General features: G+C 49.7%; 10 protein-coding genes. 2 read left to right on the top strand and 8 right to left on the bottom strand.

Going from position 1 to position 17,497, the window contains the following annotated elements; all coding sequences use genetic code 11:
* Positions 1 to 7: 7 nt before the first annotated feature.
* Positions 8 to 457: a MarR family winged helix-turn-helix transcriptional regulator gene (locus AC0YNS_RS09790; protein ID WP_475780794.1), complete on the bottom strand. Its 450-nt coding sequence runs from the start codon at positions 455 to 457 to the stop codon at positions 8 to 10.
* Positions 458 to 599: 142 nt separating this feature from the next.
* Positions 600 to 3,491: a discoidin domain-containing protein gene (locus AC0YNS_RS09785; protein WP_475780793.1), complete on the bottom strand. Its 2,892-nt coding sequence runs from the start codon at positions 3,489 to 3,491 to the stop codon at positions 600 to 602.
* Positions 3,492 to 4,092: 601 nt separating this feature from the next.
* Here AC0YNS_RS09785 and AC0YNS_RS09780 point away from each other — a divergent pair.
* Positions 4,093 to 10,026, top strand: coding sequence for a discoidin domain-containing protein (locus AC0YNS_RS09780; RefSeq protein ID WP_475780792.1), 5,934 nt, complete (start codon positions 4,093 to 4,095; stop codon positions 10,024 to 10,026).
* 62 nt (positions 10,027 to 10,088) lie between these two features.
* Here AC0YNS_RS09780 and AC0YNS_RS09775 read toward each other — a convergent pair whose 3' ends face one another.
* The 6 genes from AC0YNS_RS09775 to AC0YNS_RS09750 all read right to left on the bottom strand — a co-directional run bounded on the left by AC0YNS_RS09775 (position 10,089) and on the right by AC0YNS_RS09750 (position 16,709).
* On the bottom strand, positions 10,089 to 10,436 hold the full coding sequence (locus AC0YNS_RS09775; RefSeq protein WP_475780791.1) for a CD3324 family protein: 348 nt from the start codon (positions 10,434 to 10,436) through the stop codon (positions 10,089 to 10,091).
* 387 nt (positions 10,437 to 10,823) lie between these two features.
* Complete coding sequence (locus AC0YNS_RS09770; protein ID WP_475780790.1) at positions 10,824 to 13,079, bottom strand: ATP-binding cassette domain-containing protein; 2,256 nt, start codon at positions 13,077 to 13,079, stop codon at positions 10,824 to 10,826.
* A 111-nt stretch (positions 13,080 to 13,190) separates the two neighbouring features.
* Positions 13,191 to 13,589: an SRPBCC family protein gene (locus AC0YNS_RS09765; RefSeq protein ID WP_475780789.1), complete on the bottom strand. Its 399-nt coding sequence runs from the start codon at positions 13,587 to 13,589 to the stop codon at positions 13,191 to 13,193.
* Positions 13,586 to 13,915, bottom strand: coding sequence for an ArsR/SmtB family transcription factor (locus AC0YNS_RS09760; protein ID WP_475780788.1), 330 nt, complete (start codon positions 13,913 to 13,915; stop codon positions 13,586 to 13,588). The genes AC0YNS_RS09765 and AC0YNS_RS09760 overlap by 4 nt, the downstream gene beginning before the upstream one ends.
* A 200-nt stretch (positions 13,916 to 14,115) precedes the next feature.
* Positions 14,116 to 15,117 carry a copper amine oxidase N-terminal domain-containing protein gene (locus tag AC0YNS_RS09755; protein ID WP_475780787.1) on the bottom strand — a complete coding sequence of 334 codons (1,002 nt, stop codon included), beginning with the start codon at positions 15,115 to 15,117 and terminating at the stop codon, positions 14,116 to 14,118.
* Between the two features lie 128 nt (positions 15,118 to 15,245).
* Positions 15,246 to 16,709 carry a sulfatase family protein gene (locus AC0YNS_RS09750; protein WP_475780786.1) on the bottom strand — a complete coding sequence of 488 codons (1,464 nt, stop codon included), beginning with the start codon at positions 16,707 to 16,709 and terminating at the stop codon, positions 15,246 to 15,248.
* A 120-nt stretch (positions 16,710 to 16,829) separates the two neighbouring features.
* Between AC0YNS_RS09750 and AC0YNS_RS09745 the strand changes: the two genes are divergently transcribed.
* Positions 16,830 to 17,459: a hypothetical protein gene (locus tag AC0YNS_RS09745; RefSeq protein ID WP_475780785.1), complete on the top strand. Its 630-nt coding sequence runs from the start codon at positions 16,830 to 16,832 to the stop codon at positions 17,457 to 17,459.
* Positions 17,460 to 17,497: the final 38 nt, after the last annotated feature.

Raw genomic sequence — 17,497 nt, 5'->3', positions numbered from 1 at the left:
ACATTTATCAGTCTGTATGTCTAAGCTTCCCTTCGATGTGCAGCTGTACCCGCTGCAGGAGCTCAATCATGTTGTCATGCTCTTCTTCCGAAAGGCACGCTTTGACCTCTGCCGTAATACTTTCTTCAATTGGTGTAGTCACGCGAATAATCTCACGTCCGAGCTCCGTGCTGTATACGAGAAACGAGCGACGGTCCCGATCGCCGGCCTTCTTATAAATGAGTCCCTTCTTCTCCAAGTGATCCAAAATCCGCGTCATCGAAGGTTTGTCCTTGCCTATACGCTGGGCAATTTCTCGTTGGATAAGTCCTTGCGCGCAATCAATTTGATTCAGTGCAGACCATTGCTCAGGCGTAATCCCATAAGCGCTTAGTCGTTGTTGAAATAATGCGGCTAACTTCCGATACGTTAAGCCCATCATGAATCCAAAAGGCATCTTGCGTGATTCGGTCGACATACTGAAGTCCTCTTCTCCATTATAGTTGTTTAGACAACTATAAGTCAGACAACATATTCTGTCAATGTAGCTACGCTGGCTTTGTACTCGCACAAAGAAGCCGCGAGAGTCTCACCTTAGACTCTCGCGGCTGACTCAGCAGCTAATACACTTCAACCTCAGATATCGCCATCTGCCCCCCCGTCTGACCCGGACCATTCGGTGTGATCGCGACAACGCGAACATACCTTGCGGTTGTGGCCGTTATGGTGTTGTCACTTGCCCCTCCACCGAATCCCGTTACGGATTTGACGGTTGTATAGGAGGTTCCATCCGTCGAAGTCTGAATATCGAATGCAGTCGCATATGCTGTAACCGGCATTATGACCTTGATGCGATTGATGCTGGTAGACGCGCCAAGATCCAAGCGCAGCATCCACCGCCATTGATTCGTAGCTTGTGTCTTCGTAGACGTATTGCCGTCCGTCGCATAAACCACAGAGTCGCCCGGTTGAAGCGCTGCGGTGCTGCCATCAATATAGTAGGCGTTAACTGTTTTGTTCAATGCCTTGTTCGTGCTCGCAGGTCCTTCTACCGTAACATCGTCGAAGGAAGCCGTGGAACCTCCGGTATTCGTACTGCCTCCGTTCAGGGAAGGATACCCCGTTCTGCCGCTCCAAGACTGCGTATACATCCAGCTCGCCGGCTCGCTTGTACCGTCCTGCCATACTTTTCCGTACAACGTCCCATTGGAGGCGCTCATTTTAAACCAATACCAGGTATTGTTGCTCCAAGTGAAGGGGTAGCTTGTGCCCCATGCGATTTCGTCATTCAGCCACTGGATCGTGCTATGATTCTGATGGAATACGAGATTATACCCTTTGCCGTCAGAAGATCCTGTGAAAAGTCCCACTCCAGCGCGTGCATAATCGCCGTCCGTCCAGTTGTCGACCCGAACCTTAGCGGTAATCGTATAATCAGTAGAAGTGGCGAGACCACCATTGCTCACGATCGCTTTGCGCGGATCGCCGTTTGCCGTTGAGGTTTGCTTCAGCGTCTGCGATGTTTCGCTCCATGCTCCGCCATATGTCGTCCATGAAGCCCCAATTGTATTATCGTTAAAGTTATCACTGAATACGACTGGACCTGGAGGCGGTGCTGTAGGAGGTGTCGGTTTCTGGGCTGATCCTCCCGGGCCAACCGCGTTCATGATGTCTATTGCACCTTGCGGCCAGCTTTGATTACTGACAGTCGTATTGCTCTGGAACACGTTGCTGCCGCTCCAATTTCCCCACGGCGAGTTGCTGTAATTGTTCTGTATCAAATTATCATGATTAGGCGGGTTGCTGGCAAATATCGTTTGCGGTGCGTTGTTGATGACGTTTCTCTCCGCTGTTTTGTACGCACTTCCGTTGTCGAAATAGATTGCCGAAATCGGATATCCACCGTTATAGGCCGAACCGGATAGATCATGGATGTAGTTGGCATCAAATCGGGTGAACCCGACCATTTTGCCCAGTGTATAGATCCCGCCGCCGTCATCGAGAAGTTGAACCACATGATGGATGTTATTGCCGAAAACGATATTATCCGTCATGCCATGCTCATAATCCTGCCAGTTCCACCCGATCGTAATCCCCGTATAAGGCAGATTCTTGACTTCATTACGACCAATGGTCATGTTATTCGGGACCATCGCACCGATCCCGACCATATCCGCATAATCAAGTCCGACAGAATCAATGGTATTATCCAGGATCGAATCGTAGGCGCTCTGACCGTCCATAGCCGTCTGTTCATCCCACTGATCGCCGGCGACACCAAGTGCTATGCCTCCACCGGCATTCTTATAGAACGAATTGCTCTTAATCAGCGTATGATCGGTTCCCTCGTTCCCCATGATGCCCCATCCGCCGGCGAATTGAAAAGCGTTAGATTCCAGCGTGATCGTGCTCGCATATTTCAGCTGCACCATGCCCAAAGCCGAGGAATATCTAGCCGTATTCCGAATTTCTGAATTGGAACCGCCGCCAATCGATTGATACCGGAACCCGGCTTGCGAATCTACGTAGCCATAGGAGCTGGGCGCCAACCAGTTGCTATATTTGAATGTAATGCCCACAAATTGAATATCGTGCACTTTACTTGTTCCGCTGCTGCCTTGAAATTGAACCAACGTCTCTACTTTCGGTGCAAAGACCGTTGTCGTATTCATAGTCTCGCCGCTGCGAGGCTTATAGTAGAGCGTCGAGGCAGCCGTATCCAAGAACCACTCGCCTGCCGCGTCCAGCAGCTCATAAGCATTCTCGAAGAAATAAGGCGACGAGCCTTGTTTATGGTGATTATAAGCAAAGCCGCTCTCCGGAGATTTGAACGAGACGGTGTTCCCGGCATAACTTGCGATTCTTCCGCGATGCTGGCTCCAATGGCCTACAACGACCATTTCGGCCGTACCGCCGTTTGCCCATGAACCGATATCTGCCGCATTTACTGTATACGGATAAGAGCTGTTCGTAGCGTTTAAGTAAGGCCCACCCGTTGCTTCGTCCGTCAAATTTGGTTTTCGCGCCTTGACACCTCGCGAGTCATTCACATAAAGCTGCCTGAAGTTCCAATTGACCCCTGTTTTCTTGTAAATGTTCTGGCCTGCATCATGAAGTGTCCATCCGGTTGTCAGATCAACGCCGCCGCTTACAATAGGGGTTGCACCTGTATAGTTCTTGTAGATGATTTGGTAACCGTTAGTCCCGGAATCGGAAGTACCGAACGTTAATGTACTGCTGAGCGGATATGTGCCGTTCATCAAATAAACATAAATATCCCCCGTCATGCTGCCGTTAATCGACCGAATGACATCCCTTGCCTTCGTAATCGTTGCGAACGCCGTTCCTGTCGTCAACCCATTATTGCTGTCGCTGCCACCTGACGGATTGACGTAATATGTAGCCTGCGTCGCGGCGTAACTCCTTTCTGTCGGAACGATAGTCACGGTTAACGTAACCACCATTGCCACAATAATAAGCCAAATCACTCTGACACGCTCACCCTTTTTCATCCTCGTTAATTCACCTCTCCTATCCATTTTGACAACGCTTCCATTACCCAAATAATAGCTTATGGAGGTGGAACGATTTTATGAGAAAGAAGCGTAAATTTCGATTCGAGCATGGTCTGGAACTATGAAATTCACCCTATTACAAATGTCTCTTGAATTCACCAATACAGGATGTTTTGACTAATTATTGTCAGGAAACTATATTAAGATTTCTTAAAATTGTTTATTATGACCTATTGCATAGGCAATACGGCATTAAGGTCCGTAGACCCACAGCGTCTCGGAGAGTGATAACAATACGTATTGACTTTAAATGCTATTCCTAATCGCCTTAAAAGTTAACATGATCAACGAACGGTTTTCTATAATTTGACAATTAAATTAGGTCTATTAAACGTGATCCACTCCTGTACCCATAAGCACATAGCCCTATTTGCATCTCCGGAGTAGGCTGTGACGCTCATTGTGAACCAAATTCGACACGGGATATAATTGCGCTGAAAAAAATCCCATTCTATTTCCGGGATTTGGATATTTCTCATCTGTCGAGAAATGTCATTCAACGAGCCCATGAGGCGCAATAAGAGGAGGAATTGGTGGAATGAGTTCTTTTGCAAGAAAGGTTCGTAGGAAGATGCCCCTGACAACCAAGTCAGTGCTCACCCTCTCCTTGCTTCTCGGTTCCTGGAACGGATCCATCGTTGCAGCAGCCAGTGCTAAGGGAGCTGAGGCTTCGCACCTTCTTACCTATGGAGGAGCGGCATATGCTTCTTCAACTGAAGGCGGCTTAACGCCTGAGAAAGCAGTTGACGGCAGCTTGGATTCTCGTTGGGGCAGTGCGTTCAGCGCGGATCCACAGTGGATCTATGTAGACCTTGGCGCCCATGCCGAGATCGACAAGGCCGTCATCCGTTGGGAGAATGCCTACTCCAAGTCGTACAAGATTCAAGTGTCCGACGACGAAACAGAGTGGAAAGACATCTATGCGGATGCCAAAGGCGACGGCGGAACCGATACCATCAGCCTATCCGGTCAGGGACGATATGTCCGTATGCTATCGCTCGAGCGCAGCGGCGGTTATGGCGTATCGCTTTTTGAATTTGAGGTTTATGGCACAGGTGGAACGAATCCGATTCCTGTCGTACTCGGTGAGGATGTGGCGAAGAATAAACCAGTCACGGCTTCCTCTTATGAGAAAGCAGACAAAGATAAACCGGCTATGCCGCCGGAGAATGCCAACGATGGTGATGTGACGACCAGATGGTCCTCCGCTCATACGAGCAATGAGTGGATTTATGTCGACCTTGGCCGTGTACATGATATTGGCCGCATCCGCCTTAACTGGGAAAATGCAGCGGGACGCATCTACGATCTCCAGGTGTCCGATGATGCTGCCAATTGGACAACCATATACCGTGAAATGAACGGGCAAGATGGCTGGATGGATACGCCGGTCTATGCAAGCGGCCGTTATGTAAGAATGAAAGGGATTAGCCGCACGACCAGCTATGGCTACTCCTTATTCAATTTCAGCGTTTACGACTACGTGAACGGAGATCCGAAGCCGGCATATACGATTCCCGCTCTTCCTACTTCTTCGACGGTTAATGTCGGTAAAGGCAGTTATCTAACAAGCGATATCGATATGCCGCAGCCCCGTCCGCCGATGAACAAGTCGGATGAACTGAATGCCCCAATTCCATCGAATGATTGGTGGCAATCGGTTTTAATCAAGAATTTCAGTGACAGTTTGATTACGCTTCCTCTGAAATCCAAGTACTCCACGCTCGGTCTCGGAATCTTGAATCCAGGCGCGGGTTGGGTGAATGATACAGGCAACTCGCAAGCGGCTGATGGCGGACCGGACTTTTACCTGCATGCCGGCAACATCAGCACCACCAACGTCAAGAACAAGATTACAGGTTATGGGGATTGGTCCGCGACTGTAGCATTGAGCGACAATGATACACCGAAAATGACAACGACATTCGTCAAAGGCTCGCCGTATTTGTATTCGGAATTCAGCGACCCGACGACATCGGAGTTGTATTTCCCAGTGTCCACCCGCTTCTATGATGACAATGGCAATGCGGTTCTCGCAGCTGAAGGTGCTGCGTTGACAGCGGATCATATCGGTTTCGCTGTGACGAATGTCGACGGCTCTCCGCAAGCGAATAAAGTAACCCGTAACTATGGTGTATTCGCGCCGGAAGGCTCTGTCTTCATGAAAGTCGGCAACAAAGTGAAGATTCGTCTGGGAAGCGGACAAAACTACTTGTCCGTAGCATCGATGCCTGCCGCAAGCGACTTGAACTACTTCTATAAGCATGGTTACGCGTTCGTTACGAATACGATCGTAACGCCAAGCTTCGAGGAGAATACCTCAGAAGTAGTTACAACCTTCAATGCGGAGATCGATCAGAAACGTTCGGATATGGAACCAACGACCTTGATGGCCTTGCTCCCGCACCAATGGAAGCAAACCACTTCGGCCCTGACTCCTCTCTCTTATCCATCCATTCGCGGAACGCTGAAGCTTCATGAAGGCAATTCGTTCACGACAAAGGATCAGTTTAACGGAATTGTTCCGCAATTCACGGAGCCGGGAGATGCTTCGTATTCCCGGGAGGCGCTGCTGGAGCAGTTAAGCTACCTAGATGAATCGACTTCCAAGAACATCATGTCCGGTGATGCTTACTGGCAAGGCAAAGTACTTCATCCGCTGGCAATGGGCGTACTTATCGCCGATCAAATCGGAGACCAAGCGTACAAAGAAGTATTCCTCTCCCGACTGAGAACGATCTTAACGGATTGGTACACGTATACCAAAGGCGAGCCGGATTACTTCATGTATTACGATCCGACTTGGGGCACGATGTATTACAAGAACAGTGAATTCGGCGCCAATACAGGCCTGACGGACCATCATTTTACCTATGGTTACTACGTCTTCGCTTCTGCCGTGCTCGCGACTTACGATCAAGACTTCAAGGACAATTATGGCGGCATGGTTGAGCACCTTATTCGGGATTATGCCAATCCGTCCAAGGAAGATCCACTCTATCCGTTCCTCCGCAACTTTGATCCTTACGAAGGCCATTCATGGGCCGGCGGTTATGGAGACAACAACAACGGGAACAATCAGGAGGCTGCCGGCGAGTCCCTGTTCGGCTGGGTAGGCGAATATATGTGGAGCTTACTGTCCGGAGACAAAGCTACTCGCGATATCTCCATCTATGGCTTCACAACGGAGCTGAAGGCTGTCGAGCAATACTGGTTCAACTATGATAACGACAACTGGCTGCCGGAGTTCGCTCACAAATCAGTAGGTCAAGTATACGGAAGTGCCTATAACTTCGGTACCTTCTTCAGCGGAAATCCGGTCAATGTTTACGGTATCCACTGGCTGCCAACCGGCGAATATTTAACGAGCTATGGTTTTGATCCAACCAAAGCTGCAGATTTGTACAACGGTATGGTGAAGGATAACAAAGGTCCTGAAGATGCGTGGCAGCATATCGTATGGCCGATCGAAGCATTGAGCAATCCGCAAGCGGTGCTCGATAAGTTTACGGTAGAGAACACGCAGAAGAACGAAATCTTCAACACCTATTGGTTCGTTCACAACATGGCAACGCTTGGTACTCGCACGGAAGACATTTGGGCGAGCGGCTGGACGGGCGCCTCCGTTTATAAGAAAGGGATCACTTACACGGCTGAGGTATGGAACCCAACCAACAAAGCCATTACGGTAACCTTCCATAATACTGCAGGTATAACGGGTTCGGCGAAAGTCGGTCCGAAATCCCTTGTTAAAGTCGATCCGACGAAAGTGACGGATTTGGACGCGAACGCAGCTCCTGTGCTTGCATCCGACAAGACGAGCAATATGATCAAGCAGCCGATTGAGCTGACTTTTGCCGATCGTCTCAAGTGGCGCGAATCCATTAACTCCGTTCAAGTGAATGGTGCAGCGCTAGACCCATCGGACTACATCGTACAAGCCGGCAAAATCACCCTGGACAGCACTTTGTTCCCGATTGAAGGCAGCTATTCGATCGTGGTGAAGGCAACCGATTATCCAGACACTGGCGTACAGCAAGTTGTCATCACGAATTCGACTGTTAACCTGGCTCTGAACAAGCCTACGTTCACGTCGGACAAACCGAATAACCCGGGCTCTTACGCGGTTGACGGCAAATTGGATACGCGCTGGGAATCCGCATTCAGCGATCCGCAGTTTGTTGCCGTGAACCTGAAGTCCGAATATCGCATCAGCCATGTTCGCTTGAACTGGGAAAATGCGGCTGGTAAGAGCTACAAGGTGCTCGTATCAACAGACGGTAAACAGTGGACGCCTGTCTACACGACTACCCGCGGTCATGAAGGTATCGATGATATCACGTTCCCTGCCGTAAATGCGCGGTTCGTCAAAGTTGAAGGTACAGAGCGTACGACGAACTACGGTTACTCCCTATGGGAACTGGAAGTATTCGGAACCCCTGCCGGCAGCTTGGATGCTCCGGATCTGATTGCCGATTCGACGCTGAACCGTGCGGGTCAGCCGATTGAGATTGGTTTCGAAGATGTTGCAGATTGGAGAACAGCGATTCAGACCGTGAAGGTTAACGGAAAGCCTGTTTCCGCCGCACAATACGAAGTTGCGCCTGGCAAGCTTACGCTGGACGGCTCCCTATTCCCTGCTGCCGGCAACTACAACATTGCGGTCGAATCGAATGGTTTCGTCATGACCAGCATTCAGCAGCCGATTGTAACCAGCTCGAACGTTAACCTTGCCCTGCGCAAACCGACGTTTACCTCGTCCACGCCGAATCAAGCGAGCAGCTATGCGGTGGATGGAAACAAAGCAACGAGATGGGAGTCCGACTCAAGCGACCCGCAATCCATCACGGTCGATCTCGGAGAGGAAGACATCATCAGCCGCGTTCTTCTGAACTGGGAGAATGCAGCCGGTAAGAGCTACACGGTGGAAGTCTCCACGGATAACAAGGTTTGGCAAACGATTTATACCACAACTACCGGAAAGCCCGGCGTCAACGATATCGGCTTCTCCCCTATCTCTGCGCGTTACGTTAAAGTAAACGGCACAGAACGGACAACTAATTATGGTTACTCGTTGTGGGAGCTTGAAGTGTACGGTAGCGGTAACGGTCTGCCGAGTGCACCGGAGCTGTCGGCCGATACAACCAACACTGTAGTTGGACAGCCAATCGAAGTTACTTTTGGCGACGATGCAGCATGGAGAAACGCGATCGAAACCGTCAAGATCGACGGCACAACGATTAATGCTTCTTCTTATCAAGTGAATGCGGGTCAACTTTCTTTTGACGCTTCCTTGTTTAAGTCAGCCAAGTCATATTTGATCTCGGTTCAAGCGAAAGATTACACAGAAGCATCTGTTCAACAAAATGTCACTGCCAAAGATCAGCCTGGAAATCCAGATACGAACCCCAATCCGGACCCAGGTTCGAATCCAAACCCGCTGAACCTCGCGTTCGGTAAAGAAACAGCTTCTTCACCGGAGTATCACCGCTCAAGCGCTGATGCCGTTGACGGTCGCTTGGATCGCCGCTGGGAATCGGCATTTGCCGACAATCAATGGATGAGCATCAACCTCGGATCAGCGAAAACGATTAATCGTGTCGTACTGAACTGGGAGAATGCTTTCGGTAAAGCATACACCATTGATGTCTCCTTAGATGGAGAAACATGGACGACTGTATACAACACGGACAATGGCAATGGCGGTATCGATGATATCTCATTTGCTCCTGTCCAAGCCAAATTCGTGAAGATGAACGGAATCAAACGTGGCTCTCCATATGGCTTCTCATTATGGGAATTCGAGGTTTATGCCGGTGACAAGGCTCCGCTTGCGGGTCCTGCTTTGACGGCAGACACGACAGATAACACACTCGGTAAACCGATCGACATCACGTTTACGGATGACGCAGCTTGGAGAACCGCAATGAACACAGTTGAGCTGAACGGCGCTGCTCTTCGTGAGGATCAGTACACGGTAACTGCCGGCCAAATCACACTTCATGCGGAATTGTTCACGGAAGCAAATCCTTATGTAGTAACGGTTCAATCACTGGGATACGCGTCAGTTTCCGTGGTACAGCCCCTTACAGCGGGGTTGAACCTTGCGCTTAACAAGAACACCGCTACTTCAGAAGGTGCACTTCAAGGCGGCAAGCGTGCTGTTGATGGAAACAAAGGCACTCGCTGGGAATCGGCATTCAGCGATCCACAATGGATCAGCGTCGACCTTGGCGCAACGAATACGATCAGCCGCGTACTCTTGAATTGGGAGAATGCCTCCGCGAAAGCTTACACCATCGAAGTATCGCAAGACGGTGAGAGCTGGACCACTGTTTATACTACGGCTAAAGGTGACGGCGGTATCGACAACATCTTCATCGCTCCTGCCGAGGCTCGTTTTGTCAAAGTTCACGGTACTGAGCGCAATACGCAGTATGGGTACTCCTTGTTCGAACTGGAAGTTTACTAATCGTATAGGTAAAGAAAACAAGCTGACATCGGGATCAACCGATGTCAGCTTGTTTGTTTCCTTCAATGTTTACCTGCTTGTATCGCTTCATACGCGGTAGCCGCTTCAATAACGTCTCCCTCATCCAGAGGGAAAGCGGAAGCGCTGCGCAGTTTGATGATGATTTTGCGAATGCTATCTCCGGACAGGTGATACTGTCGTTCAAGTTCTTGTACGGTACTACCGTTCGAGTAGCGCTGGTAGATCTCCTCGTTACGCTGTCCGATGATGACGCGTGATCCACTCTTCTCACCCCAAGCGGCGCGCTCGTTCTGCTGCTTCGGAATGTAGATCAGCTCGCCTTGAATATAGCTCTGGAGCTCCTCCAACAGTCTAGGGGGAAGCACATCTCTTCCGTTCTTGTAATTCAACGTAAACCTCCTTAATCGGTTCGGCCATTGCAACGCCATCTGAATGCGATTTGTTCACGTTTCCTTCCCCCTCTCATTAATATGGAAAAAACACGATCGTTCATGATAATCGTGCTTTCATACTCATTATAAGTGAAGACGTCTCAATCCGTCTTCTTCTTCTTGTAAGAAAAGGGAGGCCGGAAGGCCTCCCTCTTTATGGTGACCTTCGCTTTAGGCGAAAGCCACCTCCGTGTGCTTGTTCAACTGAATCAGCTCCTTTCATGAAGATTTTGTCGGGCCCGACATCTATATTAACGCATATCCGGAAGCGTGCAGACAAGTGAAAGAACGGGTATAGTTGTTTTTTCGCGTGAATGGGGTCAATCTCAATCGAGAATCGCTCGATTACTGCAAGTATTTGCCCGTAATGGACGGCTCCGCATGCGTAATCTGAGTAGGTGTTCCCTCGAACACCAGCTGACCGCCTCTGCTGCCTCCGTCCGGCCCCATATCGATGATCCAATCGGCTTGGCTGATCACTTCAAGGTTATGCTCGATCACGATCACCGTATTACCGGCATCCACGAGGCGATTCATGATCGCCAGAAGATGAGCGATATCGGACATATGCAGTCCGGTCGTCGGCTCGTCCATCACGTAGATACTGCCCTTCTTATGCAGTTCGCTTGCCAGCTTGATTCGCTGGCATTCCCCGCCGGATAGCGTACTCATCGGTTGTCCCAGAGTAATGTAGGTAAGCCCTACATCACTCATTGCCTGCAGTTTGCGGACGACTTCTTTGAGTTCGAAAAATTCCAGCGCCTGCTCCACGGTCATCTCCAGCACATCTGCAATCGATTTGCCGTTATACTTATATTCAAGCACCTCTTCCTTGAACCGTCTGCCTCCGCAAACCTCGCAAGGCAGATCCACGCTGTCCAGGAAAGAAAGGTCGATTGACACAACGCCCTGCCCTTGGCAGTTCTCGCAAGCACCTTTGGAATTAAAGCTAAACAAGCCCTGATTGACTTTATTCGCGGAAGCAAATGCCTTACGCACATCATCCATTATGCCTGTGTAGGTCGCTGGATTCGATCGTGACGAAACACCGATCGCCGACTGATCGATAACGATCGCATCGGAATGCTGACTTAGGAAAACGTCGTTAATCAGTGTACTCTTGCCCGAGCCGGCGACACCTGTAACAACAGTCAGAATACCGGTTGGAATATCTACGCTTACGTTATTCAAGTTATGCAGCGTCGCGTTCTGAACGGACAGCTTGCCGGAAGGTTGTCTGCAACTCTGCTTCAATTGGAGCGGCCGCTTCATATGGTTACCTGTCAGCGTACCAGACTCCAGCAAGCCCACATAGCTGCCCTCGAACACGATGTTCCCGCCGCGACTGCCTGCATTAGGCCCAACGTCGACGATGTGATCTGCCACCTTGATGACATCGGGATCATGTTCGACGACAATGACGGTATTTCCTTTGTCGCGCAGCTTCTGAAGCAATTCATTTAACCGATGAACGTCGCGGGGGTGCAGACCAACACTTGGCTCATCGAAGATATAGGTGACATCGACAAGGCTGCCGCTCAGATGCTTGACCATTTTGACGCGCTGCGATTCGCCTCCGGACAATGTATCCGTCTCGCGGTCCAGCGTCAAGTAATCAAGTCCGATATCGACGAGATGTTGAAGCCGTTCGGTCAGTGATTTGATTACCGGAGCGGCTACAGGATCCTCAATTTCCCGAACGACTCGGATAAGCTGCCCGACTTCCATGGCGGACAACTCTGCAATATTATAGGAGTTAATTCTGCAGCTAAGCGCGGCTTGACTAAGTCTCGCACCGTGGCAGCCGGAGCAGGTGCCTTCGATGATGTACGGCGCAACGGTTTTCTGCGTACGCTCGGACTTTGTCTTCACATCTTGCTTAATGTACTTATTCGTAAATTTCTCGATGACGCCTTCCACCGTAATATTCATCGCTTTCCCGGCGAAATCCATTTCGACTTTACGCGCCTTCGCGTAAAGGAGCAGTTCCAATTCCTCATCCGAATACTCGCTCAGCTTCTTGTCGACATCAAATGACCCCGACTGTTGAATCATGTTTATTTCCCAGCCATCCACTTTGTAATCCGGAAGCATAATCGCTCCTTCGTTTAGCGATTTCGACATATCCAACGCTTTGCTCATATTCACGATCATGCTGCGGCCGATCCCGTTACACTCGGGACACATGCCTTGCGGATCATTAAACGAGAACATATTCGCAGGCCCAACATAAGGCTGTCCCGCCCGCGAGAAGAGAAGCCGGAGAATGGGCGAAATGTCGGTTATCGTGCCCATAGTGGAATGAGAGCCGCCGCCCAGCCGCTTCTGGTCTACAATTACAGCCATGCTCAGGTTCTCGATGGCGTCAGCTTCAGGCTGCGGAACCTTAGGCAGGAAGGTCCGCACGAACATGCTGAAATTCTCATTCAGCAGACGCGTCGATTCTGCAGCGATCGTATCGAAGACGATCGATGATTTACCAGATCCGGATACCCCTGTGAAGATCGTGATTTTACGCTTCGGAATTCGCAAGGAGACGTTCTTGAGATTGTTCTCCCTGGCGCCTGAGATGACGATATACTCTTGATTTGATTCGTTCATGTTCATACTCCTCCCGGTCATGTTCATTGACCGAAGCAGACATAAACCGGCTTCATGCAATATGCAGCCGGTTTATGTCGTTTCGGGTTTACGAAGGGTTCTCTTTACGATTTACTGTTCAAACAGCTTAACTAGCTGACCGAGCATTGCACCCCAGCCGTACTTAGCGCCATTGTAGGCTTGTTCATTGGAGATTCCCGTTTGTTCAAGATGAAGGTTAACCTTGCCCTCCCCCAGGTCCTGCAGCGTCCAAGTAACCGTGTGTTTCTCCGACCCGGTTCCCCAAGTATAGGACAACGTGCTTGGCTCATCTACGATAAGCACTTCACCTTCCACGATTCCATCCCAATATTCAGTCGGTTTCTGACGAAATTGGAAACGATGACCCACAACGGGCTGGAAATCATTCTCCATGACCCACTTTGCAAGTTTAGTTGGATCGGTTAGAGCGCTCCATACCTTCTCGATAGTTGCTGTATATTGATAGTCTAGATTTAATGTGAAACTCATTCTTCTTCCTCCTCTAATAGATGCTGCAAACGAATTAGATTCGTGTTCCAAAATTTACTGTAGAAAGAAACCCAGTTCTGAATTTCCCGGAGTGGCTCGGCGTTTAATCGAAAGCGCGTTTCTCTGCCGACTTTCCGGTCAAGTACGAGTCCGGCTTCTTTAAGAATGGTCAAATGCTTGGATACCGCAGTTCGGCCCATTTGGAACTGCGCCGTCAATTCGTAGAGCGGCAATTCCTCTGCCTCTGCCAACAGTCGAATCAATTGGCGTCGGGTTGGATCAGCAATCGCGTCAAACGTATCCCGCAACTGGTTGTTCTCGCTCACAACACCCTCTCCTAATTTGTTGACTGTGGTATTGGACACCATTTGGTGACGTGTTTATTATAGGATATCATTTGGTATCAAGTCAACAGAGTGCCCTGCGACTACTATGTACGTCCATCACTCATTAAGCAAGGTGGTATGATTTCAACGTCAGTAAGGAGCAGATCGATTTGATCTGCTCCTTACTGACGTTGAAATCTTTAGTTAGTTGTTTGGCCAACCGTGTCTGTGCGCTTCTCGCCCGGCTTGGCGATTTCCAGCGTTCCAGTCTCGGTATCCACCTCACCAAACCCATAATGCTTGTAGCCCGTCTGCGTGAACGCTCCTTCGGCATTCACCACCCCGTATTCGGTCCATCCTGTTTCACCGAATATGCCGCTGTTATAATAGATGAAATCGCCGCTCGGTTTCGGTGCTGTGCCGACGCTGTTCGTCCATTTTCCCTTCATAAAGAGACGAAGCTGATCCTCGATCGGCCCGGCTAATCTACCGGCCCAAGTGACAACAGCTTGGTCGTCTTTGATTTCCATCTGTTGTGCAAGATTCCCATCGATGCGGATGAATCGCAATGCTTCCCCTTCCCGAAACAGCATCGTTGAACCGTCCGCCTCGCCGACGTTCTCGGCAATCAAAGGTTTGGACGCATACTGCGGACTGTAGCTGAGCCCTACCGCAACCTGACGAGCTTCGGCCAAGGTGCCATGATTCAGCGTATCGTGTTTCTTCTTGCCGATATACGATGAAATGAACACGGTCCGGTCATGCCAATCGGAGGAATATCCGAATTGGGCAGCCAAGTAACGAAGCGGTACATAGGCACGATTGCCATGCAGCTTCATAGGTGCATCAATCCGTTCCGTCACTTTGTTCACACCGCCGGGCTGATTTCGTTCGACCACTGCAACATTGCTAAACGTCGTGAAACGGACCGTTACGCCCCATTTACGAACGACAGCTGTATTCGTCTTGGCATTCCATTCTACAATTGCGCCAAATGCTTCACTAACCGCGCGCAGCGGTACGAGCACTCGACCTTTGTCGACAATTGGTGCTGCATCCGACGAGGCGGCCTTCCCCAATACTTCAATTTGAATGGCTGCAGCGGCTGCATTCGCATGAGCCTGCTCTGTGCCCGGCAGCGCGAATAATGTGCCGGCCATAACCGTAGTCGCTACTAACGCAGCTGCAAGTTGTTGTTTCATACCTTACCACTCCTTACCATCGTAATGGATCGGCATGTAATCCGATCCGGGATTACATAGTTAGACGAGTGAAAGGCGGAAATGGTTGCTTGTCCCATTTTATTAAGAGATTGGGACATGGAGGAATGTCATACATATTCCGGCACGATCTCCCTCGCAGAACGTGGATTTAGCTTATAAGGCACGACATCCCCTGTCGCCAAGTACCAATCTGCGATTCGTTCTGTCATTTGCAACCTAATGTTCGTGAAGTCCTTGTCGTCAATGACATTGTGCAGCTCATCAGGATCTGCTGCTAGATGATATAGCTCATCTCTCTCATACAACCGGCGGACAAGCTTCCACGACTTGGAGCGAATCATGACTGCTTTGCCATGCTGTTCGATATAGTCGGACTGCACACTTACTCGCGGCCAATACACATGTGACGGAGCAGGTTTGGGTTCATGCGTATGCGGCTCCTCTATCAATGCGCCCCCCTCACAGAAGACATGCTCCCGGTGCTCGGCTGTTGTACCTGTGCTAATAGGAATCAGTGATTTTCCGAAATGAGTGTGCCGCTTCGGAAGCTTAGCGAGCTCCGCCACCGTTGCATAGAAGTCGATCAGTTCCACGAGTGCATCCACCGGCACCGTTCTGCTCGGAACCGGTATCGAAGCAGGATACTTGATGACAAGCGGTACGCGAGTCAGGTCATCCTCGAACGTCACTTGCGTTTTTTCAACCATCCGGTAATCCCCTGCGTATTCTCCGTGGTCGCTAAACACAAAAACTGCCGTGTCATCCCAGTTCTCGGTTTGCTTAAGTGCATCCGTCAGCCTGCCAAGTGCTGCGTCCGTTTTGGTAATCATGCCGTAATAAACGGCGAGGATTTCCTTGAAGTCTGCTTCGCATAGACCGTCCAAATTCATGCGAGTTCGAATTTCATCCAGATGTCTCGTCTTGGTCCCCTCTGGCGGCAATGGAATCAGCGGCGGTAGCTGCTCGCGATCATACATCGAATAATAAGGCTCCTCTACTTGAAAAGGCACGTGAGGATCATGCAAAGTAAGACAAATGCAGAACGGTTCCTGAGGGCCGCTTTGCAGAAAATCGATGGCAGCCTGAACGAGCGCATCATCGTTGCTAACAATCTCATGTTCCGCCACTTTACCCCGATAATGCGTGTAATACAGCGGATCGTCCTGTTCCATAGGGGAAGGAGCGACGCGGTCATAACTAACATCTTCCGGCTTCACACGAACATCGCAAACTTCCGATTGATGCTCCACTCGAACGACGTCATTTTTGCCGCCCCACCACACCGTGTACCCGGCATCCTTGAGCTCTTGAAGCAGAAAAGGCTCCTCCGGCGACAGCATATGATGCATGGTACGATGCCCCCTTACATGGGGATACCAGCCGGTCATGAATGAACAACGGCTCGGCGTGCATACCGTGTTCTGGACAAAACATTGGGAGAATGCAACTCCCTCCTCGGCAAGCGCATCGGTATGCGGCGTTCGAACAACCGGATTGCCAAGGCAGCCTACGTCCTTGCCCCGCCATTGGTCCGGATTGAAAATAATGATGTTGGGTCTTCGTTCATTCATCGTCTACCCGCTCCTTCTCCATCCTTTGCTTCAATAGAAACTATTCGTGAGTAAATTCAATCTTCCTTTTACATACTAATGCTTCTTAAACTATAGTTAGGCTAGGAGGGATACCAGAATATGTATGGATTATTTAATCGCATTAAGAGATTGGCTGCCAAAAAGCCTCCTGTAGTTCGCCTTACAGTCGAAGAGCAACTATTACGTCTAAGGGAATTAGGCATTTCGCTGAAACCAAATGTTGACTATAAGAAACGATTGGATTTCAACGAAATCACAAAATATGAAGAACACCCCTATATCCACCTCTTAGTGTTTATGGGAGAGGAAGAAGACGGCATGACTGACTCCTACCTGAGTAATGACGTATGGTGCTTCGATCGTGAATGTATTGAGGATCATGGGGATTATGTACTGAAAATGATGCGTATTGCTGAAATGGTTGCACCGTACATAAGGGTTACTGATCTTCAGGATTACGTGGATTTTGAAACCGGAGAGTGCTGGATCGCCTTTAACGTTAATGGAACAAAACATCGTTATTCGCTTACCTTGCAAGACGACTGGATGAGTATCGAGATTTTTAAGATCTTTTCGGATTTGCTCGCAACGTATGGCTGCGGGAAAAGATTCTTCTTCTCGGATATAGGTAATGAGCTTTTAGTTGTGCTAATAGAATGGGACCATTTCCGGCTGTTAACCAAGCTTATCAATATCTTTATACCTGCTAACCTAAGACGGACTCCCTGAGCTAGATGGAGTCCGCCTATAAACATATACATGACTGA

The sequence above is a fragment of the Paenibacillus sp. J22FR21 genome (assembly GCF_056269135.1).
Note: the sequence above shows the minus strand (reverse complement) of the source record. Positions and strands in the feature narration are given on the sequence as shown.